Origin of the sequence: Nonomuraea rubra, from assembly GCF_014207985.1 — a bacterium.
Classification (GTDB): Bacteria; Actinomycetota; Actinomycetes; order Streptosporangiales; family Streptosporangiaceae; genus Nonomuraea; species Nonomuraea rubra.
The window spans coordinates 9,698,376-9,718,013 of record NZ_JACHMI010000001.1; the positions used below are offsets into that span (position 1 = coordinate 9,698,376).

Annotated in this window: 17 protein-coding genes; 8 read left to right on the forward strand and 9 right to left on the reverse strand. The window is 72.0% G+C overall.

Annotated features, from left to right (window positions below; translation table 11 throughout):
• Window positions 1-8: 8 nt before the first annotated feature.
• Both HD593_RS44150 and HD593_RS44155 read left to right on the forward strand, forming a co-directional pair.
• Window positions 9-599, forward strand: a complete 591-nt coding sequence (locus tag HD593_RS44150; RefSeq protein WP_185108750.1) for a hypothetical protein — start codon at window positions 9-11, stop codon at window positions 597-599.
• A 100-nt stretch (window positions 600-699) separates the two neighbouring features.
• The gene (locus tag HD593_RS44155) at window positions 700-2,031 is read left to right on the forward strand and encodes a glycoside hydrolase family 30 protein (RefSeq protein ID WP_185108752.1); all 1,332 of its coding nucleotides are present in this window, start codon (window positions 700-702) and stop codon (window positions 2,029-2,031) included.
• Between the two features lie 40 nt (window positions 2,032-2,071).
• On the opposite strand, the gene HD593_RS44160 is transcribed toward HD593_RS44155, so the two are convergent.
• The 4 genes from HD593_RS44160 to HD593_RS44175 all read right to left on the reverse strand — a co-directional run bounded on the left by HD593_RS44160 (window position 2,072) and on the right by HD593_RS44175 (window position 6,318).
• Window positions 2,072-2,887: a carbohydrate ABC transporter permease gene (locus HD593_RS44160; protein WP_185108754.1), complete on the reverse strand. Its 816-nt coding sequence runs from the start codon at window positions 2,885-2,887 to the stop codon at window positions 2,072-2,074.
• Entirely contained in the window at window positions 2,880-3,800 is a 921-nt protein-coding gene (locus HD593_RS44165; RefSeq protein ID WP_185108756.1) for a carbohydrate ABC transporter permease, read from the reverse strand. Before HD593_RS44165 ends, HD593_RS44160 begins: the two co-directional genes overlap by 8 nt.
• Window positions 3,797-5,050 (reverse strand): ABC transporter substrate-binding protein, encoded by a 1,254-nt coding sequence (locus HD593_RS44170; protein ID WP_185108758.1) that lies wholly within the window; start codon window positions 5,048-5,050, stop codon window positions 3,797-3,799. The genes HD593_RS44165 and HD593_RS44170 overlap by 4 nt, the downstream gene beginning before the upstream one ends.
• A gap of 149 nt (window positions 5,051-5,199) precedes the next feature.
• Entirely contained in the window at window positions 5,200-6,318 is a 1,119-nt protein-coding gene (locus HD593_RS44175) for an ROK family transcriptional regulator (RefSeq protein WP_185108760.1), read from the reverse strand.
• A gap of 73 nt (window positions 6,319-6,391) precedes the next feature.
• On the opposite strand from HD593_RS44175, the gene HD593_RS44180 reads away from it, so the two are divergent.
• Entirely contained in the window at window positions 6,392-7,639 is a 1,248-nt protein-coding gene (locus HD593_RS44180) for a Gfo/Idh/MocA family protein (RefSeq protein ID WP_185108762.1), read from the forward strand.
• A 95-nt stretch (window positions 7,640-7,734) separates the two neighbouring features.
• On the opposite strand, the gene HD593_RS44185 is transcribed toward HD593_RS44180, so the two are convergent.
• The gene (locus HD593_RS44185) at window positions 7,735-10,560 is read right to left on the reverse strand and encodes an AAA family ATPase (protein ID WP_185108764.1); all 2,826 of its coding nucleotides are present in this window, start codon (window positions 10,558-10,560) and stop codon (window positions 7,735-7,737) included.
• Between the two features lie 219 nt (window positions 10,561-10,779).
• On the opposite strand from HD593_RS44185, the gene HD593_RS44190 reads away from it, so the two are divergent.
• Entirely contained in the window at window positions 10,780-11,988 is a 1,209-nt protein-coding gene (locus HD593_RS44190) for an epoxide hydrolase family protein (protein WP_185108765.1), read from the forward strand.
• A 69-nt stretch (window positions 11,989-12,057) separates the two neighbouring features.
• On the opposite strand, the gene HD593_RS44195 is transcribed toward HD593_RS44190, so the two are convergent.
• Complete coding sequence (locus HD593_RS44195; RefSeq protein WP_185108767.1) at window positions 12,058-12,645, reverse strand: TetR/AcrR family transcriptional regulator; 588 nt, start codon at window positions 12,643-12,645, stop codon at window positions 12,058-12,060.
• A 68-nt stretch (window positions 12,646-12,713) separates the two neighbouring features.
• Here HD593_RS44195 and HD593_RS44200 point away from each other — a divergent pair, with 68 nt between their 5' ends.
• A complete protein-coding gene (locus HD593_RS44200; RefSeq protein WP_185108769.1) occupies window positions 12,714-13,481 on the forward strand; it encodes an alpha/beta hydrolase family protein in 768 nt (255 codons plus the stop codon).
• Between the two features lies 1 nt (window position 13,482).
• Here the strand turns inward: HD593_RS44200 and HD593_RS44205 are convergent, their stop codons facing one another.
• From HD593_RS44205 to HD593_RS44215, 3 genes are read right to left on the reverse strand one after another with little or no spacing between them, the layout of a single operon-like run.
• On the reverse strand, window positions 13,483-14,586 hold the full coding sequence (locus tag HD593_RS44205; RefSeq protein WP_185108771.1) for a 5-methyltetrahydropteroyltriglutamate--homocysteine S-methyltransferase: 1,104 nt from the start codon (window positions 14,584-14,586) through the stop codon (window positions 13,483-13,485).
• Between the two features lie 6 nt (window positions 14,587-14,592).
• Window positions 14,593-16,077 carry an acyl-CoA synthetase gene (locus HD593_RS44210; protein WP_185108773.1) on the reverse strand — a complete coding sequence of 495 codons (1,485 nt, stop codon included), beginning with the start codon at window positions 16,075-16,077 and terminating at the stop codon, window positions 14,593-14,595.
• Window positions 16,078-16,120: 43 nt separating this feature from the next.
• A complete protein-coding gene (locus tag HD593_RS44215) occupies window positions 16,121-16,912 on the reverse strand; it encodes a PaaX family transcriptional regulator (protein WP_312904147.1) in 792 nt (263 codons plus the stop codon).
• A 102-nt stretch (window positions 16,913-17,014) separates the two neighbouring features.
• Between HD593_RS44215 and HD593_RS44220 the strand changes: the two genes are divergently transcribed.
• Genes HD593_RS44220 through HD593_RS44230 form a run of 3 tightly spaced genes read left to right on the forward strand, consistent with a single transcriptional unit; the run spans window position 17,015 to window position 19,626 of the window.
• Window positions 17,015-18,208: an ABC transporter substrate-binding protein gene (locus tag HD593_RS44220; RefSeq protein WP_185108777.1), complete on the forward strand. Its 1,194-nt coding sequence runs from the start codon at window positions 17,015-17,017 to the stop codon at window positions 18,206-18,208.
• Window positions 18,209-18,214: 6 nt separating this feature from the next.
• On the forward strand, window positions 18,215-18,970 hold the full coding sequence (locus HD593_RS44225) for an ABC transporter ATP-binding protein (RefSeq protein ID WP_185108779.1): 756 nt from the start codon (window positions 18,215-18,217) through the stop codon (window positions 18,968-18,970).
• Complete coding sequence (locus HD593_RS44230; RefSeq protein ID WP_185108781.1) at window positions 18,967-19,626, forward strand: ABC transporter ATP-binding protein; 660 nt, start codon at window positions 18,967-18,969, stop codon at window positions 19,624-19,626. Before HD593_RS44225 ends, HD593_RS44230 begins: the two co-directional genes overlap by 4 nt.
• Window positions 19,627-19,638: the final 12 nt, after the last annotated feature.

Consider the following 19,638-nt stretch of genomic DNA (forward strand, 5'->3'; position numbering starts at 1 on the left):
GAGTACGCATGTTCATGTTCATGCCGCGCTCTCTGTTCAGGCTGGCGGCAGGCGCGGCGGCGGGTTACCTGCTCGCCGTCCGCCCGTGGCACCTGCGCTGGGGTGCCGACGACCGCGAAGTCCACGCGGACATGCCGGGCGACGACCTGGTCGGGCAGCCGCAGTACCAGGCCACCAGGGCGATCACCGTCGAGGCGCCCGCGGCCACCGTCTGGGCGTGGCTGGTCCGGCTCGGTGGTTACCAGCCCGGCTCCCCTCCCCGCCCCGCGACGAGCGGCCACGAGGAGCCGCCGGAGCAGGAGCGGCAGGGGCTGAAGGTCGGCGACGTGCTGCAGGGCGGGTCCGGGTTCGTGGTGGAGCAGGCCGACCCGCCGCAGACGCTGGTGATGGTCATGCGGGGCGCCGACGCCACCACCTCGTGCTCGGTCTCGCTGCGCGACCTGGAGGACGGCAGGACCCGGATGATCTTCCGGGTGCGCATCAGGGCGCAGCCGGGCGTCCGCGGCACGACGTACCTCGCGATGCAGGACGTCGGCGACTTCCTGGCCGTGCGCCGCCAGATGCTGACCATCAAGGAGCGCGCCGAGTCCGTCCAGTAGTGACTCGCGGTCGTGGTTGACGGGAACGCCTCCGGACGCTTACGGTTCCGGCGATCGACGAAATATATCGTCATGTATCCGAAACTTTCGGAGGCGCGCCATGTTGCGAGGACTCGTCGCCATCAGCCTGCTCGGTTTACCCGCGGTACAGCCGGCCCACCCCACCCAGCCCCCGGCCATCACCGTGAACGAGCGGGTCCGCCACCAGCAGATCGACGGTTTCGGCATCTCCCAGGCGTTCCGGCGCAACGAGCTGCTGAAGGCCCTGCCGGAGGACAAGCAGCGGGAGGTCCTCGACCTGTGGTTCGACCGGGACAAGGGGGCCGGGCTGAGCATCCTGCGGCTCGGCATCGGCTCCTCCCCCGCCGGCAGCCCGTACGACCACATGGTGTCGATCCAGCCCGAGAACCCCGGCGGCCCCGACGCCCCGCCCAAGTACGTCTGGGACGGCGACGACAACAGCCAGGTCTGGGTGGCCAAGGAGGCCCAGCGGTACGGCGTCAAGCGGTTCTTCGCCGACGCCTGGAGCGCCCCCGGCTACATGAAGGACAACGGCGACGACAAGAACGGCGGCACGCTCCTGCCCGAGTGGCGGCGCGCGTACGCGAACTACCTGGTCGCCTACACGAAGTTCTACGCCAGGGAAGGCATCAAGATCACCGACCTCGGGTTCACGAACGAGCCCGACTGGACGGCCACGTACGCCTCGATGCGCTTCACCCCTGAGCAGGCAGCCGAGTTCGTCAAGGTGCTCGGGCCGATCGCCAGGAACACCAGGCTGGTCTGCTGCGACTCGTTCGGCTGGAACGAGGCCAAGGCGTACACGGCGGCGATCGAGGCCGACCCCGAGGCCCGCCGCTGGGTCAAGACGCACACCGGCCACACCTACGCCAGCCCCGTGGACGGCCCGCTCCCGACGAACAGGAAGACCTGGATGTCGGAGTGGAACCCCAACGGCAACACCTGGAACGAGGCCTGGGACGACGGCAGCGGCTACGACGGCTTCACGATCGCGCAGGCCGTGCACGACGCGCTCACGCTGGGCGAGGTCAGCGCCTACGTCTACTGGCTGGGCGGCTCGCGCGGCGCGACGAGGGCGCTGCTGCAGCTCGACGACGTGGCCAGGGAGTACCACGTGTCGAAGCGGCTGTGGGCGCTGGCGGCGTACAGCAGGTTCATCCGGCCGGGCGCGGTCCGGGTGGAGGCGAGCGCGGCCGATCCGGCGCTGAAAGTTTCAGCGTTCCGCAACCCCGACGGCTCGCGCGTGATCGTGGCGCTGAACACCGGCACCGCGCCGGTCACGTGGAAGGGCGTGCACGGCCGGGCGACCGCGTACGTCACCGACACCGCCAACGACCTCACCCCGTCGGCGGTGACCGGCCGCACGGTGACCCTCCAGCCGCGCGCGCTCACCACCGTCGTGATCAGGTAACGGGACGCGGGCCCGGCGAGAGGCGCAGCTCTCGCCGGGCTCAGCCCTTCGTGCCGGTGTGGGCGATGCCCTGGATGAACTGGCGCTGCAGGAAGACGAACACCGCGATCACCGGCAGCGAGGCGATCAGCGAGCCGGCCATCAGGACGGGGTAGTCGGTCTGGTACTGCCCCTGGAGCGAGGCCAGCCCGGCCGACAGCGTCATCTTCTCGGGGTCGGTGTTGACCACCAGTGGCCAGAAGAGGTCGTTCCACGCCCACAGCAGCGTGAGCACGGCCAGCGCGACCAGCCCGGGCCGGGCCAGCGGCAGCATGATCGACCAGTAGATCCGCCACGGCCCCGCACCGTCGAGCCGCGCCGCCTCCTCGATCTCGCGCGGCAGGCCCAGGAAGAACTGCCGCAGCAGGAACACCCCGAACGCGCTGAACAGCCCCGGCACGATGATCGCCTGAAGGCTGTTGAGCCAGCCCAGCGCGGACATGATCTGGTACTGCGGGATCACGAAGAGCTGCGGCGGCACCATGAGCACCGACAGGAACAGGCCGAACAGCAGGTTCCTGCCGGGGAAGCGGAGCCGGGCGAAGGCGTAGGCGGCCATCGAGCAGAACAGCACCTGCCCGGCCACCCGCCCCGCGGCCATCACCACGGTGTTGAGGAACTGCTCGCCGAACGGCAGCAGGTCGAAGACCTTCGCGTAGTTGTCCCAGCGGCCCTCGGGCAGGAACGTCGGCGGCACCGCGGTCGCGCTGCTGAGCGTCTTGAGCGAGGTGATGATCTGCCAGGCGAACGGCGCCACCATCAGCAGCGACGAGATGATCAGCACCGCGTGCACGCCCAGCGGGCGTCGCTCAGACATAGTGCACCCACCTCCGCTGGAGCCTGAACTGCAGGACCGTCAGCACCGCGATGAGCACGAGCAGCGCCATCACGATGGCGGCGGCGTAGCCGCGGTCGTTGGTGACGAACGCCCGCTCGTAGAAGAGCTGCACGACGGTCTGCAGCCGCGAGTACGCCGGGTTGGCCCGCGCCGCCTGCCCCGACCCGGTCATCACGAAGACCAGGTCGAAGAGCTGCAGCGAGCCGATCACCGAGACGATCGAGATGAAGAACGCGGTCGGCGACAACATCGGCAGCGTGATCCTGAAGAACTGGCGGACGCGGCCGGCGCCGTCCATGGACGCGGCCTCGTACAGCTCCTTGGGGATGGCCTGCATCCCGGCCAGGAAGATGATCAGGTTGTAGCCGACGCTGCTCCAGACGCCCACCACGATCAGCGCGTACAGGGCGGTGGCCGGGTCGGCGATCCAGTTGGGGCCGTCGATGCCGGCGAGCGCGAGCACCTGGTTGATCAGGCCGTAGTCGCCGTTGTAGAGCCAGCGCCAGAGCATCGCGACCGCGACCGGCATGGTCACCACCGGCAGGAAGAACGCCGTGCGGTACAGGGTCACGCCGCCCAGCTTCGGCCGGTTGAGCAGCGCGGCGAACACGATCGCCAGCGGGATCCCGAGCAGGCCGAGCACGGTGTAGGTGAGCGTGTTGAGCACCGCCCGCCCCACCTCGGGGTCAGCGATCAGGCGGGTGTAGTTCTCCAGCCCCGTCCAGGTGTGCCCGCCGAACGCGCCCCACTCGGTGAAGGAGAAGTAGGCGGTCTGCAGGACGGGCCACAGGTAGAAGATCGCCAGGCCGAGCCCGGTGGGGGCGATGAACGCGTACCCCCACAGGGCCTCGGTCCACGGTCTGCGGCTCGCCGCGTGTTTCCTGCCCGTCATTCCTTGGCCAGCAGGTCGTTCATGGCGGCCGCGAGGTCCGCGGCCGCCTTCTCGACCGGCACCTCACCGGTCCACGCCTTGGTGAGGTGGGTGAGCTCGGCCTCCTGCCAGGCGGCGGTGTTCTTCGAGACGGGGTACGGCACCGCGTACGCGACCGCGTCCAGGAACGTCTGCAGCTTCCACTCGGGGTGGGCCTTCACCCAGTCCTGCTGGGTGCCGTTGTAGGCCGGGATCGGGCCCTTCTTGCCGAGGAGGTCGGCGGCCTGCTTGGAGCCAAGGAACTTGACGAACGCCGACGCCTGCGCCGGATGCTTGGTCTTGGCCGACACCACGTTGGCGACGCCGTGGATGATCGTGGCCTGCTGCTCGCCCCTGGGCAGCGGGGCCACGTCCACCTTGTCCTTGGTGTAGTCGTTCTTGCCGAACTCGGCCACGTTCCACGACCCGCCCCAGTACATCGCCAGCTTGCCGGCCTCGAAGAGCTGGAGCGGGGTGGTGTCGGTCATGGTCTTGAGGTCGGGCGACTGCTTGGCGGCGATCAGGTCGGTCCAGAACTTCAGGCCCGCGATCGTCTTGGGGTCGGCGTAGCCGGACTGCTTGCCGTCCGGGGAGATGACGTGGCCGCCGGCCTGGTAGATCGTGTTGTACTGGTACTCCTGGAAGCTCGTCAGCTGGGCGCCGACGGCGTAGACGCCCTTCTTGGCGTCGGTGAGCTTGGCGGCGGTCTCCTTGAAGTCGGCCCAGGTCCAGTCGTCGGCCGGGTACTTCACTTTCGCCTGGTCGAAGAGGGTCTTGTTGTACCAGACGCCGACCGTGTCCATGTCCTTCGGCAGGCCGTACAGCTTGCCCTCGTAGGTGTAGAGGTCCACCAGGGCCTTGGGGTAGACCGAGGTGTCGACCTGCTCCTCGATCGGCTTGATCACGCCGTTGGAGGCGTAGAGCTGGAAGTTGGGGCCGTTCATCCAGAAGACGTCGGGCGCCGCGCCGCCGCTGACCGCGGCCTTCATCTTCGTCCAGTAGTCGACCCAGGGGGTGAGCTGGACGTCCACGGTGATGCTCGGGTAGGTCTTGGTGAACTCCTCGGCCAGTTCCTGCATGACCGCCTGCTGGGTGGCGTCCCAGACGCCGTAGGACAGCTTCACCCTCTCCTCAGGCTGCGTGTCCGTGCCGGCCTGCTCACCGCCGCCGCACGCGGAGGCGAGCAGTGCCACGCAGAGGAGCGCCGCACCGCTCCGTGCCGACTTCCACATCTCCCGGTCCTCTCCTAGAACGTGGGAGTAATGATGGAGTCCAGGGAAATTGTTGGCAAGAGTGGCCGTGTTACAGATGGCTCACGAGGCTCGGCCACCGGGAGGGAGGCGGCGCGTCCGGAAGAGAGGGCGGCGCGTGGCCGAGCCGGCTAGAGGCCGCTCGCGAGCGGGGAGCGGCCGTCGAGGAGGCGTTCCTCGACGTCGTCGAGGGCGAGGCGGACGGCGCCGAGCACCACGGCCTCGTCGCCCAGCGCCGACATGCGGACCTCGGGCGTGCGGATGCACCAGCGGTCCAGCTCCCGCCTGAGCGGCTCGATGAGCACGTCGGCCGAGCGCGAGAACCCGCCGCCGACCACCACCATCTGCGGGTCCAGCGTCAGGACCAGCGCGGACGCGCCGAGCGCGAGATCCTTCACGTAGCGCCGCACGGCCGCCAGCGCCGCCTTGTCGCCCTCCCGCGCGGCCGCGAACACGTCGCCGGCCTCGCCGCTGAGATGCTCCTGGGCGCGGATCCAGCCGAGCACGGGCAGCGCGCCGATCTCGCCGGAGGCGTTGCCGAACCCCCTGTGCAGCTTGCCGTCGATGACCAGGCCCGCCCCGGTACGCAGCCCGGCCAGCAGGAACACCATGTCCTTGGCGTAGCGGGCCACGCCGCGCCAGCACTCGGCCAGGGCGGCGAGCTTGCTGTCGTTCTCGACCAGCACCGGGGCCGGGACCAGGCGGCGCACGTGCGCGGCCAGGTCCACGCCGGTCCACTCGGGCAGCGCCTCCGACAACATCACCTTGCCCGCGCCGTCGACCAGCCCGGTCGTGCCGACGCCCGAGGCCCACACGTCGCCGCCGGTCAGCCCGGCGCCCTCCAGGCACTCCGTGACCGCCCGGTCCACCGCCTCCAGCCGTTCGAGCCTGCCCATCGCGGGCGTGACGGGCACGCGGGCGGCGTGCTGCACGTTCCCGTCGAGATCGGCGGCCACCGCGCGGATCTTGTGCCCCCCGATGTCGATGCCGAGCACCCGGCCCGCGTCGGCCCTGAACCGGTAGCGCCTGGCCGGGCGACCCACCCCGCCGGCCGTGGCGCCCGCCTCGGCCACCCAGCCCTTCTGCAGCAGCTCGCGCACCACGTCCTCGGTGGAGGCCCTGGACAGGCCCGTGCGCTTGGCGACCTCGGTGAGCGTCAGCGACGACCGGCCCTGGAGCACCTTGATCACGGCCAGCGCGTTGAGCTGCCGCAGCCGCGACAGGTCGCCGCCGCTCATCTCCGCGGCCATCGGCCCCCCTTGCTGTCCGCTTGCTCAGACCGAATAATGATGCTCTCCATGATATTTCTTCGGGGAAGGTTCCATGACTGAGGTGACTCTAGCCGTCGTCGGCGGGGGCCTGCGAGGGCTGACCTACGCGCGCCGCGCGCACGCCACGGGCGCGGGGCGGGTGGTGGCGGTGGCCGAACCCGACCCGGGGCGGCGGGCGGCGTTCGCGGCGGAGTTCGGGATCCGGCCGGAGCTGGCGTACGACGACTGGAAGGAGCTGGCGGCGGCCGGGCGGCTCGCGGACGCGGCGGTCATCGCCACCCACGACCGGCTGCACACCGACCCCGCGGTGACGCTGGCGGACCTCGGTTACCACATTCTCCTGGAGAAGCCGATGGCGACGGACGAGGAGGAGTCCGTCATGATCGCCGACGCGGCCGAGCGCAACGGCATCATGCTCGCCGTCTGCCACGTGCTGCGGTACACGCCGTACACGCGGGTGGTGAAGGAGCTGCTGGACTCCGGGCGGATCGGGCGGCTCGTCAGCGTGCAGCACCTGGAGCCGGTGGGGTGGTGGCACCAGGCGCACTCGTTCGTGCGCGGGCACTGGCGCCGCCAGGACACCTCGGCGCCGATGTTGCTGGCCAAGGCGTGCCACGACATCGACTGGCTGGTGCACCTGTTCGGCAGGCCGCCCGTCCGGGTGTCGTCGTTCGGCTCGCTGTCGCACTTCCGCGCCTCCGACCGGCCGGCCGAAGCCGCCGACCGGTGCCTCGACTGCCCGCTGGAACCGTCGTGCCCGTACTCGGCGCCGCGCCTCTACCTGGGGTGTCTCGGCGATCCCGGCAGCGAGTTCTGGCCGCTGTCGGCGGTCACGCCGGAGCGTACGGAGGAGGCGGTGCTCGACGCGCTGCGCACCGGGCCGTACGGGCGGTGCGTGTACGCGTGCGACAACGACGTGGTCGATCACCAGGAGGTGGTGATGGAGTTCGAGGACGGGGCGACGTGCTCGTTCACGATGAGCGCGTTCACCCCGATGGAGCACCGGCGCACCCGCCTGTTCGGCACCCACGGCTACCTCGACGGCGACGGGCTGAGCCTGCGCGTGGTGGACTTCCGTACGGGGGCCGAGGAGACCGTGCGCACGCAGGACCTGGCCGGGCCGTCGGCGGCGGACGGGCACGGGGGCGGGGACGAGGGGCTGACGGACGCCTTCCTGGCCGCCGTCGCCTCGGGCGACGCCTCGCTGCTGCGGTCGGACGCGGCGGAGAGCCTGATGACGCACCGCGTCGTCTGGGCCGCCGAACGCGCCCGCCACACCGCCTCCGTCGTCACCCTCTGACCGGCGGCCCAGCCACCCGTTCTCCGTCACCCGCTCAAGGCGGCCCTGGCACGCCGTCGCCTGCCCCGGCACGCCATCGCCTGCGCGGCGGGCCGCTACGAACGGCGGGTCAGCGGGTGGCCGCGGTGCGTCGCCGGCGTCTTCGGCGCGGCCAGCGCCGCACGCAGATGCCGGCGGGAGCTGACCCCCAGCTTGGCGAAGACGTTGCCCAGGTGCCACTCCACCGTGCGCGGGCTGATGAACAGCCGGGCGGCGATCTCGTCGTTGGTGTGCCCGATCCTGGCCAGCCCCGCGATCTGCGCCTCCTGGCTGGTGAGCTCGGCCGCGGCGGAGACGGTGCGCTTGCGGACGGTCTCCCCGGTCGCCAGCAGCTCCCGGCGCGCCCGCTCGGCGAAGCCGCAGGCCCCGGCCACGCTGAACGTCTCGTGCGCCGGGCGCAGCTGGGCGCGGCTCTCCTGGCGGCGGTTGCGCCGCCGCAACCACTCGCCGTACAGCAGCCGGGCGCGGGCCAGGTGGACCGTGACCCGGCAGCGGCCCAGGTGCTCGATGGCCTCCCGGTAGAGCGCCTCGGCGTCCCGGTCGTCGCTCAGCAGCGCCCGAGAGCGGGCCGCCATGCCCAGCGCCCACTCGGTGCCGCTGGCGCGCGTCCGCTCGATGAGCGACTCCAGCGCGGGCGTGGCGAGCTCCGGCCGGCCGCACCGGACGGCGGCCTCGATGAGCTCGGCCAGCGCCCAGCCGTAGAATCCCAGGTCCTCGTACTGGCAGGCCCGCCTGGCGGCCGCCAGCGCGGCATCGTAACGGCCGAGGCCGTTGTAGAGGACCGCGGTCGCGTACTCGGCCAGGCCGAGCGCGCGGCCCTCCCCGCGTGCCCCCACCTCCATGGCGGTCGTCGCGATGTGGTCGAGCGCCTCGGGCTCCTCGTCGCGCCAGGCGGCCAGCACCAGGGACGTGTACATCATGGGCGCGCCGCCGGTCGCCTCCGAGATCGCCGTGGCCTCGCCGATCAGCGCCGCCGCGGCATCGAACTCGCCGGCGTGCAGCAGGAATCCCGCCTGGTAGGTCAGGGCCATCGGCAGGACGGACAGGGCCCCCGCCTCGCGGGCGCACGTGACGGCGCCTTCTGCCAGCTCGTGCCAGGCGTCGTCGTCCCACAGCTCGGGCGCGAGAGGCTCGGGCGTCACCCGGAAGGCCAGCCACAGCCAGCGCCTCTCGGCGTCGGTCACGCCGGACCTGCGCTGCTCCCGTACGACGTCCAGCGCGTGCCGGAGCGCGCGGGCGCCGGTGGCGTGGCCGTCGATGATCCAGCCGGCCATGCTGTCGAGCAGGACGTCCACCATGCGCGGCGGCCCGGGCGGCGGTGGTGCGGCACGGGCCGCCTCGGCCACCTCGCGCTGCCCGGGGCCGTCGCTGAGCCGGCCGGCGAAGATGGCCGCGCCGACGGCCTCCAGCAGGGTGTCGCGGGCGAGGGCGGCGTCCAGCGGCGCCAGCCGGTGCGCGGCGTCGAGCAGGAGGCGGGGCGCGTCGTTCCCGCGTACCTGGGCGTACACCAGCCGGGCGCGCAGCCGTTCGAGCCTGGCCCTGTGCAGGTCGTCGAGCGGGCCGGCCTCGGCGGCGGCGAGCAGGGTGTCCGCCTGGGCGGGCCCGCCGGCGTCGATCGCGGCCTGGGCGGCGTCCAGCGCGCGGGCGACCCGCCGGGCGGGGTCGGGTGTCAGCTCCGCCGCGCGGCGCAGGAACGCCGCCGCCGCGGCGGCTCCTCCCCTGGCGTGTGCCCGGCCGGCCGAGCGCTCCAGGTCCTCGGCGACGCTCTCGTCGGGACGGGCGGCGGCGTGGGCGCGGTGCCACGCCCGGCGGTCGGGATCGCGGCCGGGATCGGTGGCCCGTGCCAGTGCCCGGTGCGCGGCCCGGCGGTCCGGAGCGGGCGCCCGCTGGTAGACGGCGGAGCGCACCAGCGGGTGGTGGAAGCGCACGCCGGTGCCGAACTCGACGAGCCCCGCGGCCTCGGCCGGCACGGCGGCCTCCGCCGGTATCCCCTGGAGGCCCGCCGCGCGCCACAGCAGGGCGGCGTCGCCGGTGGGGTCGGCCGCGGCGATCAGCAGGAGCCGGCGGCTGTCCTCGGGAAGCGTGCGGAACCGCTGGTGGAAGGCGTTCTCGAGGCGGCCCGCCAGGGGCTGCCTGCCGGGGAGCCAGAAGCCGCCCGCCAGCTCGGCGGGGGCGAGGGCGCGGGGCAGGTGCAGCAGGGCCATCGGGTTGCCGTGCGCCTCGGCGACGATGCGGTCGCGTACCGGCGGGTCGAGCGGCACGTGGACGGCCGAGGCCAGCAGGGCCCTGGCGTCGGGCTCGTCGAGGCCCTCGACGGTCAGCTCGGGCAATCCGGCCAGGTCCCGGGCGTCCTCGGGCTCCCGTACCGTGAAGATCAGCGCCACCTGCTCGGCCATCAGGCGCCTGGCGACGAACGCCAGCGCCTGCGTGGACCCGTCGTCGAGCCACTGCGCGTCGTCGACGAGGACGAGCAGCGGGCGATCCCTGCTCGCGCCGGCCAGCAGGCCGAGCGCCGCCAGGCCGACCAGGAACCGGTTCGGCGCCTCGCCCTCCTGGATCCCGAACGCGACGGACAGGGCGTCGCGCTGCGGCCCCGGCAGGGCGTCGAGCCCGTCCAGCAGGGGCCCGCAGAGCTGGTGCAGGCCCGCGAACGCGAGCTCCATCTCCGACTGGACACCGGCGATGCCCACGATCCGGAACCCGGTCGCCCGGCGCGTCGTGTGCTCCAGCAACGCCGTCTTGCCGATGCCCGCCTCGCCCCGCAGCACCAGGACCGCGCTGCTGCCCGACCGCGCCGTGGCCAGAGCCCGCTCCAGTGCGGTCAGCTCCCGGTCCCGGCCTCGCAGCGCCGATCGGGTGTCGATGGTGGCGAACACGCCCATGGGCTCGACCTTCCTGGCGCTCCGCGGAGGTGCTCCGCGCGGCCACGACGGGTCATGCTCTCCCCGAGTTTAGTCCTGTTTGCGGCGTTTCGATAGTTTTGCGAATTTCTGTTCCCCGGGGCGATCCCCGGGGTTATCCCGGGGGCGATGCCCCTCCCACCTGGGCGATCGTGGTCGGGCCAGGCGGCACAGGGCCGCCTGCCGACCAAGGAGACAGCCATGTCCGGAACCCCCGGGATCCGCCCGTTCACCATTCCCGTCGTCCCCGAGCAGGAGCTCCAGGACCTGCGCGCGCGCATCGCGGCGACCCGCTGGCCCGAGCAGGAGACCGTCGCCGACCAGTCGCAGGGCGTGCAGCTCGCGACCATCCAGGAGCTCGCCCGGTACTGGGCCGACGAGTACGACTGGCGCAGGTGCGAGGCGAGGCTCGGCGCGCTGCCGAACTTCGTCACCGAGATCGACGGGCTGGACATCCACTTCATCCACGTCCGCTCCAAGCACGAGGACGCCCTGCCGCTCATCGTCTGCCACGGCTGGCCGGGCTCGGTCGTCGAGCAGCTCAAGATCATCGAGCCGCTCACCGACCCGACGGCGCACGGCGGCACCGCGGCGGACGCCTTCCACGTGGTGATCCCGTCCATGCCCGGCTACGGCTTCTCGGGCAAGCCCGCGACGACCGGCTGGGGGCCGGACCGCATCGGGCGCGCCTGGGTGGAGCTCATGAAGCGCCTCGGTTACACCCGGTTCGTGGCCCAGGGCGGCGACTGGGGCGCGATCGTGGTGGACCTGATGGCCGCGGAGGCTCCGGCGGGGCTGCTCGGCATCCACACCAACATGGCCGGCGTCGTTCCGCCCGAGATCGACAGGCTGTTCCAGTCCGACATCACCGGAGCGGGCAACGCCCTCGCCTCGCTGCCGGCCGGCCTCACGGAGGAGGAGAGGCGCGCCTGCGAGCAGCTGGACTTCGTCTGGAAGCACGTCGCCTACGCCCTCATGATGGGATCGCGCCCGCAGACGCTGACGGGGCTGGTGGACTCGCCCGTCGGCCTGGCGGCGTTCATGCTCGACCATGACGCGGCCAGCCTGGCGCTGATCTCCCGGGTGTTCGCCGGCGAGAGCGAAGGTCTCACCCGGGACGACGTGCTCGACAACATCACGCACTTCTGGCTGACCAGGACGGCGGTCTCCGCGGCACGGCTCTACGCGGAGAACAGGTTCCCGTTCTTCGCCGTGAAGGGCGTGTCGATCCCCGTCGCCGTGAGCGTCTTCCCCGACGAGCTCTACCAGGCTCCCAGGAGCTGGGCGGAGCGGGCCTATCCCCAGCTCATCCGCTACAACCGCCTGGAGAAGGGCGGGCACTTCGCGGCCTGGGAGCAGCCGCGGCTGCTCGTGCAGGAGGTCCGCGAGGGCTTCCGCTCGCTCCGGTAACCGGGCCGGAGCGGGGGCCCGCCATCTACGCGCGGGCCGGGGCGGCGGGAGCGGGGGCCCCGCCGGCCCCTAGGCGCGGGCCGTCGCCAGCAGGGTGAGCGCGGCCTCGCGGGCGAGCCGGGCGGCGCCGGGCGTGCCGGGGTGCTGGTCGGCGACGACGGTGCAGCCGGTCACCAGGACGAGCCACTGGCGGGCCAGCGCGCCGGGATCGGCCGCCCCCGCCCTGGTGGCGATCTCGGTGAGCAGCGCCAGCCGCCGTTCGAGGTGGCGCCCCGCCAGGTCCAGCTCGGGCGCCCCGTGATGCTGGGCGGCGGCGTTGAGCAGCGCGCACCCGCGGAACCCGGGCTCGCCGTGCCACTCCGCCAGCGCGTCGAACACGGCCCCGAGCTGGTCGGCGGGCTCCTCGCCCGCCGACTCGGCGGCCGTGCGCAGCCAGCGCGTCACGCGCTCGCTGCGGGCCTCCAGGACCGCCTCGATCAGGCCCTCCTTGGAGCCGAAGTGCCGGTAGAGCGTCTCCTTGGACACCCCGACGGCGGCGCACAGCTCGGCCACGCCGACGCCGTCGAGCCCCCGGTCGTACAGGATCGGCATGGCGGTCTCGACGATCGCGGCCCGGGTCCGGGCGGGGTCCTGGGTGCTTCCCTTCGGTACAGGCACGCCTAGATGGTACCGGCCGGTTCGATCCCTGCTATCGTACCGATCGGTTCGATCCGAGGAGGAACATCATGCGTGCCAGCACCCCCGCCGTGACGTTCGAGAGCGGCGGCGTGAGCCTCGCCGGGCTGCTGCACCTGCCGGCCGGGCCGGGGCCGCACCCCGTCGTGCTGCTCCTCCAGGGATTTCCCGGCAACGAGCGCAGCCTGGACCTGGCGCAGGCGCTGCGCTCGGCGGGCTACGCCGCCGTCGCCTTCCACTACCGCGGCTCCTGGGGCATGGGCGGCACCTGGTCCTGGGGCAACCTGCTGGAGGACGCCGCCGCCGTGGCCCGCGCCGTGCGCGCCGAGCCGTTCGCCTCGGCGCACCGGCTCGACCCGGGGCGGCTGGCGCTGTTCGGGCACAGCGCCGGCGGGTTCGCCGCGCTGATGACCGCCGCCGCCGACCCGTCCATCGCCGCCGTCGTCTCGGTGTCGGCCTTCGACTTCGGTACGGTCGCCCGCTCGCTCACCCCGGAGTCCCGTGCCCGCTACGTCGAGGCGTTCGGGGAGGACCTGCTGCCCCTGCGCGGGACGAGCGGCGAGGCGCTGGTGGCGGAGATGGAACGGGCGGGAGAGCGGTGGAGCCTGGCCGGCCTGGCACCCCGGCTCGCCGGGCGGCCTGTCCTGCTGATCGGCACCTCCGACGACCCCGTGACCCCGGCGGCCGTGCACCACCGGCCGCTGGTGACGGCGTACCCGGAGGCCGAGCAGCACGAGTGGCACACCGACCACGCCCTGTCCGACCACCGGCAGCGGCTCGTCGGGACCGTCCGGAAGTTCCTCGACGGCCACCTGTGAATCAGCCCCAGACCTCCCGCGCCGTCTCCACGATCAGCCGGATCTTGGCGAACTGCTGCTCCTCCGTGAGCTCGTTCCCCTCCACCGTCGAGGAGAAGCCGCACTGCGGCGACAGGCAGAGCTGGTCCAGGTCGACGAACTTGGCCGCCTCGTCGATGCGCCGCTTGAGCGCGTCCTTCGACTCCAGCTCCCCGCGCTTGGTCGTCACCAGCCCGAGCACCACCATCTTCCCCGGCGGCACGAACCGCAGCGGCTCGAAGCCGCCCGACCGCTCGTCGTCGAACTCCAGGAAGAACCCGTCCACGTTCAGCTCGTTGAACAGCGCCTCGGCGACGAAGTCGTAGCCGCCCGAGGCGACCCAGGAGGAGCGGAAGTTGCCGCGGCACATGTGCGTGGTGATCGTCATGCCGGCGGGCTTGGCCGCGAGCGCGGCGTTGATCTGCTTGATGTAGCGCAGGTGCAGGTGGTCGGCGTCGTCGCCGCGCTCGGTCAGCTCGGCCCTCTGTGACGGGTCGTTCAGGTAGGCCAGGCTGGTGTCGTCGAACTGCAGGTACGTGCAGCCCAGCGCGCCGATCCTGCGTACCTGCTCGGCGTAGGCCGCGCTCAGGTCCCGCCAGAACTCCTCCACGTCCGGATACACCTGGGGATCGATCGCGGCGGGCCCGCCCCGGTAGTGGACCATGCTGGGCGACGGGATGGTCAGCTTGGGCACGACGCCTCCGGAGACGGTCTCACGCAGGAACGCGAAGTCGTCGGCGAAGATCGGCTCGCTCAGCCGGATCCTGTCGTGCACGCGCAGCGCCGCCGGGGTGTACTCGAGGTCCCCCTCGGCGTTGTGGAAGCGCACGGTGATGTGCTCGTCGGCGGCCTGGCCGATGCCCTCCAGCCGGTAGATGAAGTCCATGTGCCAGGAGGCGCGGCGGAACTCCCCGTCCGTGGCGCTCTGCAGGCCGGCGTCCCGCTGCTTGCGTACCACGTCCCTGATCGCCTCGTCCTCGGCCTCGCGCAGGGCGTCGCCGGTGAGGGTCTGGCGGGCGCGCAGCAGCGCGGCCGGGCGGAGCAGGCTGCCGACGTGGTCGGCGCGGAAGGGCGGTGAGGTACGCATCAGGGGTCATCCCTTTCCGTAGAGCTTTCTCAGCGGGGCCTTGAGGAGCTTGCCCGCCGCGTTCTTGGGGAGTTCGTCCACGAAAGCCAGATATTTCGGGACTTTGTAGCGGGCCAGGCGGCCGTCCAGATGCTTCAGCAACTCGTCGGACGAGGCGGCCGAGCCGGGCCTGAGCACGACCAGGGCCTTGCCCACCTCGCCCCACCTCTCGTCCGGCACGCCGATCACCGCGCACTCGGCGACCGCGCCGTGCTCGTACAGGGCGCTCTCCACCTCGGCGGGATAGATGTTCTCGCCGCCAGAGATGATCATGTCCTTGACGCGGTCGGAGATCCGCACGTACCCGTCCTCGTCCGCGACCCCGACGTCCCCCGACCGGAACCACCCGTCCGCGGACAGCACCTCGGCGCTCTCCTCAGGACGCCGCCAGTAGCCGGGCATCACGTTCGGTCCCTGGACGTACAGCTCTCCGGGCTCCCCGGGGGCGGCGGGCGAGCCGTCGGGCGCGACCAGCCGTACGTCGGAGAAGAAGCACGGCACCCCGGCCGTGCCCGCCTTCGTGGCGGAGCGGTCGGCCCCGAGGAACAGCGCGCCCGGCGCGGTCTCCGTCATGCCGTACCCCTGCATGAACGCCAGCCCGCGCTCCTGGTAGGCCTGGATGAGCGGCCCGGGCACCGGCGCTCCCCCGCACAGCAGGTGCCGCAGGCTCGACAGGTCGGCTCCCGCCCAGCGCGGCGACTGCGCGAGGAACTGGAACATCGTCGGCACCCCGGCGATCAGCGTCACCCGCTCGCTCTCGATCAGGTCGAACGTGCGTGCCACGTCGAACGACGGCTCCAGGATGGCCCGCCCGCCCTTGAGCACGGTCGGGATCAGCGCCTGCCCCATCGCCGCGATGTGGAACAGGGGCGCGCCGATCAGCGCCACCTCGTCGTGCGCCAGCGGCACGTCCACGAGCAGGTTGACCGTGTTCCAGGTGAGGTTGGCGTGGGTGAGCATGGCGCCCTTGGGCCTGCCCGTGGTGCCGGAGGTGTACATGATCAGGCACACGTCGTCCTGGCTCACGGGCTCGTCGATCGGCTCGGGCGAGCCCGACGCGAGCAGCGCCTCGTAGTCGGCGGCCCGCAGGTGGCGGCCCGGCAGCCCGTCGCCGTCCCGTTCTTCTCCCCGCTCTTCGCCCAGTACGAGCAGCGCCGGCTCGGCGTCCTCCAGGATGTAGCGCAGCTCCGGCCCGGCCAGCCGGGTGTTGAGCGGCACGAACACGGCCCCCAGCAGGCCCGCGGCGAAGAGCGTCTCCACCAGGGCGGGCTGGTTGGCCCCGAGGAAGGCGACCCGGTCACCGCGCCGCACGTCCAGCGCGGAGGCCAGCCGGTTCACGCGTTCTTGCAGGTCACGGTAGGTGTAGTGACGGTCATGGTACGACAGCGCGACCCTGTCGGGCGTCATGCGTGCCCTGCGTGCCGGCCACGAGCCAATCCCCTGATTACGCATCGGCGACTCCCGGACCCCAAATTAGGCCACTATGCGATGGCTGTCACCGTTCTGCCGAACTTTCCTCGGGAACGGTGTCGAGCAACCCCGTTACGATCCGCCCGGCCTCCGGCGCGAACCGCTCGTGCAGCGTGTGGCAGACCCGCTGCGCCTTCTCCGCGGGCCAGTCGTCGGGCAGGTACCGCAGCGGCAGCCGCGGATCGGTCCTGATGATCTGCAACCAGCCGGTGAGCAGCATCAGCGACCGCGCCAGGTCGTCGGGAGCCTCCGGGGCCGGGTCGGCCCGGTCCCAGCGGCGCAGGAACGCCCGGTACCGCTCGCCCAGGCCGGCCAGGTCGTAGGCCTCCCCGACCAGGGCCTGCATGTCGGTGGGGCGGCGCGGCTCGGCGGCGAAGACCTTGACGTTCGCGCCCAGGTCCTCGATCACGCCCGTGGCGTCCACCTCGCCTGGAGCGATCCACAAGCCGTTCTGCAACGGCCCGAACCCGGCCCAGACCAGCCTCGAACGCAGCTCGTGCCGCTGGCGCTGCCACGACTCCGGCAGCGAGAAGCCGATCAGCGTCCACCTGTCCTCGTCGGCGTCGTTGACCACGCCGCTGTGCCAGATGCGCCGCTCGCCGTCCTTGAGCACCTCGGTGCTGGTCGGGGTGAGGCCGAAGTACATGCGCCGGCCCGAGCGCTGCCGGCGCAGCAGCCCGCGGCGCACCATCCGGGTCAGCGTCGAGCGGGTGGCCTCCTCCGAGATCCCCACCTTGCCGAAGGCCTCGATGAAACTCCGCGAGGAAACGCAGATCCCGCGGCCGTATACGTGGTCGCCGAGGAAGGTGAGAATCACCGATTGAGGCCGCATAACAGCTTGTCTCCGGATATTAGGCACTCTATTGACAGCCGTAATGTACCTGCCTACTTTTGGGGCCACCCGGCCCAGGAGGTCCTGATGCGCAGGTTTCTTCCATCCCTGGTCTGCCTGTTGCTGGTCACGATGGCATGTGGAGGCGGCGGCGGGGGCGGGTCGAGCGGCCAGGCGGATCCCATCAAGGTGGGCCTCATCGTCTCCCTGACCGGCAACTACACGCCGCTCGGCAGCGAGGACAAGAAGGCCGTGGAGCTGGCCGTCGAGCAGGTCAACGCGCAGGGCGGCCTGCTGGGCCGCAAGGTGGAGCTGGTCACCCGCGACGACAAGACCGCTCCCGACCAGGGCATCGTGGCCTACAACCAGATCAAGGGCGAGATCGACGCGCTGATCGGGCCGGTGTTCTCCAACTCGGCGCTGGCCGTCGAGCCGCTCGCGCAGCGCGACAAGATGCCGTACCTGTCGCTGGCCCCCGCGCAGGAGCAGGTCGAGCCGATCAAGTCGTACATCTTCGTCACCCCCGCCCTGTCCAGCATGTACGCCGAGCGCTACCTGCAGTACATCCAGGCCGAGGGCATCAAGACGATCGCCGTGGCGTGGGACTCCAAGAGCGCGTACTCGGTCTCCGGCCACGAGTCCATGGTCGAGCTGGCCCCGAAGTACGGCGTGACGATCGCCGTGGACGAGCCGTACGAGACCACCACCTCCGACTTCAGCCCCATGTTCACGCACGTGCGCGACTCCAAGGCCGAGGCGCTGGTGTTCTGGGGCTCGGGCGCGCCGGGCGTGACGGCCGCCAAGCAGTACGTGGCCTCCGGGCTGGAGACGCCGCTGTTCCTGACCGCCTCGCAGGCCAGCAAGCTGTGGCTGGAGCCGATGGGCGCCCAGGCCGAGGGCATGACCGTGCAGAGCGCGATCGGCGTCGTCGGCGAGCACCTGCCCGAGGGCAAGCAGAAGCAGGTCATCGACCAGATGGCGGGGCCGTACCAGCAGAAGCACGGCTACCCGCCGCCGCAGTTCGCCCAGGACGGCTACAGCGCCTCGCTGCTGCTGTTCGAGGCCATCAGGAAGGCGAACAGCACCGACAAGACCAAGATCCAGCAGGCCCTGGAGACCATGGACCTGATCACCCCGAACGGCCGCTTCCGCTACTCCGCCACCGACCACTCGGGGCTGTCGCCGGAGTTCATCTCGGTCAACACGGTCAAGAACGGCCAGTTCGTCCCCACCGAATGGGCCAAGGAGCAGCTCACCAAGACCGTGAACGCGCAGGGGTAGGGGCGCGTGCTGACCGTCACCGGGGTCTCCCGCTCCTTCGGGGGCGTCTACGCCGTCCGCGACGTCTCGCTGAGCGTCGCGGACGGCGAAGTCTGCGGCGTCATCGGCCCGAACGGCGCCGGCAAGTCCACCCTGTTCAACCTGATCACCGGGCATCTGGCCGCCGACCACGGCCACGTCTCCTTCCTCGGGCAGCGCGTGGACCGGCTCCCCCCGCACCGCCGCGCCCGCCTGGGCATGTCGATCGTCTTCCAGGCGGCCCGGGTCTTCCGCGGCATGACGGTTGAGGAGAACGTCATGGTGGGCGCGCACGGGCACACGCGGGCCGGGTTCGGCTCGGCGGCGCTGCGGCTGCCCCGGCACCGGGCCGACGAGCGGCGGATCGCCGCCGAGGCCGCCGCCGCCCTGGAGCGGGTGGGCCTGGCCGAGTGGGCGGACCGGCCCGCCGACCGGCTGCCGATCGGCCAGCAGCGGGCGCTGCAACTGGCCCGCGCCCTGTGCGCGCGGCCCCGGCTGCTGCTGCTCGACGAGCCCGCCTCCGGGCTGCGCGGCGAGGAGCGCGAGCGGCTGGCGACGCTGGTGGAGGAGCTGCGGGCGGGCGGGCTGACGATCCTGCTCATCGAGCACGACGTGGCGTTCGTGACCCGGCTGGCCGACCGCGTCGTGGTGCTCGACCTGGGCCGGGTCATCGCCGACGGCCCGCCGGCCGAGGTGCGCGCCGACCCGCTGGTGCTGGCCGCCTACCTCGGACAGGCCTCATGATCGACGTCCAGGACCTGGTGGTCTCGTACGGCACCGCGACCGCGCTGGACCACGTCACGCTCACGGTCGCCGAGGGCGAGATGGTGGCCCTGCTCGGCCCGAACGGCGCCGGCAAGTCGACGCTGGCCAACACCCTGGCCGGGCTGCTCAAGCCCGCCTCGGGCACGGTCCGCGTCGGCGGGCGGCTCGCGCTGATCCCCGAGGGCCGCCAGCTCTTCCCTGATCTCTCCGTCGCCGACAACCTGGCGCTGGGCGGCTGGCGCTCCGGCCAGCGCGACCCCTCCCCCGTGTACGAGCTCCTGCCCCGCCTGGCCGAGCTCGCCTCGCGCAGGGCCGCGGTGCTGTCCGGCGGCGAGCAGCAGATGGTGGCCTTCGGCCGGGCCATGATGGCGCGCCCCGACGCGCTGGTGGTGGACGAGCTGTCGCTCGGCCTGGCCCCCGGCGTCACCGCCGACCTGGCCGCGCACCTGGCCGAGCTGAACAGGACCCAGGGGCTGACCGTGCTGCTCATCGAGCAGAACGCTCGGCTGGCCTTCGAGCTGTGCCGGCGGGCGTACGTGCTGGAGTCGGGGCGGGTGGTGACCGAGGGCGAGAGCGCCGAGCTGGCCGGCGACCCGCGGGTGGCCAGCGCGTACCTGGGCGGGGCGATCACATGACGCGGGGCTGTC

Bases quoted from the DNA above. Each gene is read 5' to 3' on its own strand.
- HD593_RS44150 (WP_185108750.1), top strand. From the start codon at position 9: ATGTTCATGTTCATGCCGCGCTCTCTGTTCAGGCTGGCGGCAGGCGCG.
- HD593_RS44185 (WP_185108764.1), bottom strand. From the start codon at position 10,560: ATGGGCGTGTTCGCCACCATCGACACCCGATCGGCGCTGCGAGGCCGG.
- HD593_RS44155 (WP_185108752.1), top strand. From the start codon at position 700: ATGTTGCGAGGACTCGTCGCCATCAGCCTGCTCGGTTTACCCGCGGTA.
- HD593_RS44230 (WP_185108781.1), top strand. From the start codon at position 18,967: ATGATCGACGTCCAGGACCTGGTGGTCTCGTACGGCACCGCGACCGCG.
- HD593_RS44220 (WP_185108777.1), top strand. From the start codon at position 17,015: ATGCGCAGGTTTCTTCCATCCCTGGTCTGCCTGTTGCTGGTCACGATG.
- HD593_RS44180 (WP_185108762.1), top strand. From the start codon at position 6,392: ATGACTGAGGTGACTCTAGCCGTCGTCGGCGGGGGCCTGCGAGGGCTG.
- HD593_RS44190 (WP_185108765.1), top strand. From the start codon at position 10,780: ATGTCCGGAACCCCCGGGATCCGCCCGTTCACCATTCCCGTCGTCCCC.
- HD593_RS44205 (WP_185108771.1), bottom strand. From the start codon at position 14,586: ATGCGTACCTCACCGCCCTTCCGCGCCGACCACGTCGGCAGCCTGCTC.
- HD593_RS44170 (WP_185108758.1), bottom strand. From the start codon at position 5,050: ATGTGGAAGTCGGCACGGAGCGGTGCGGCGCTCCTCTGCGTGGCACTG.
- HD593_RS44175 (WP_185108760.1), bottom strand. From the start codon at position 6,318: ATGGCCGCGGAGATGAGCGGCGGCGACCTGTCGCGGCTGCGGCAGCTC.
- HD593_RS44165 (WP_185108756.1), bottom strand. From the start codon at position 3,800: ATGACGGGCAGGAAACACGCGGCGAGCCGCAGACCGTGGACCGAGGCC.
- HD593_RS44210 (WP_185108773.1), bottom strand. From the start codon at position 16,077: ATGCGTAATCAGGGGATTGGCTCGTGGCCGGCACGCAGGGCACGCATG.
- HD593_RS44160 (WP_185108754.1), bottom strand. From the start codon at position 2,887: ATGTCTGAGCGACGCCCGCTGGGCGTGCACGCGGTGCTGATCATCTCG.
- HD593_RS44200 (WP_185108769.1), top strand. From the start codon at position 12,714: ATGCGTGCCAGCACCCCCGCCGTGACGTTCGAGAGCGGCGGCGTGAGC.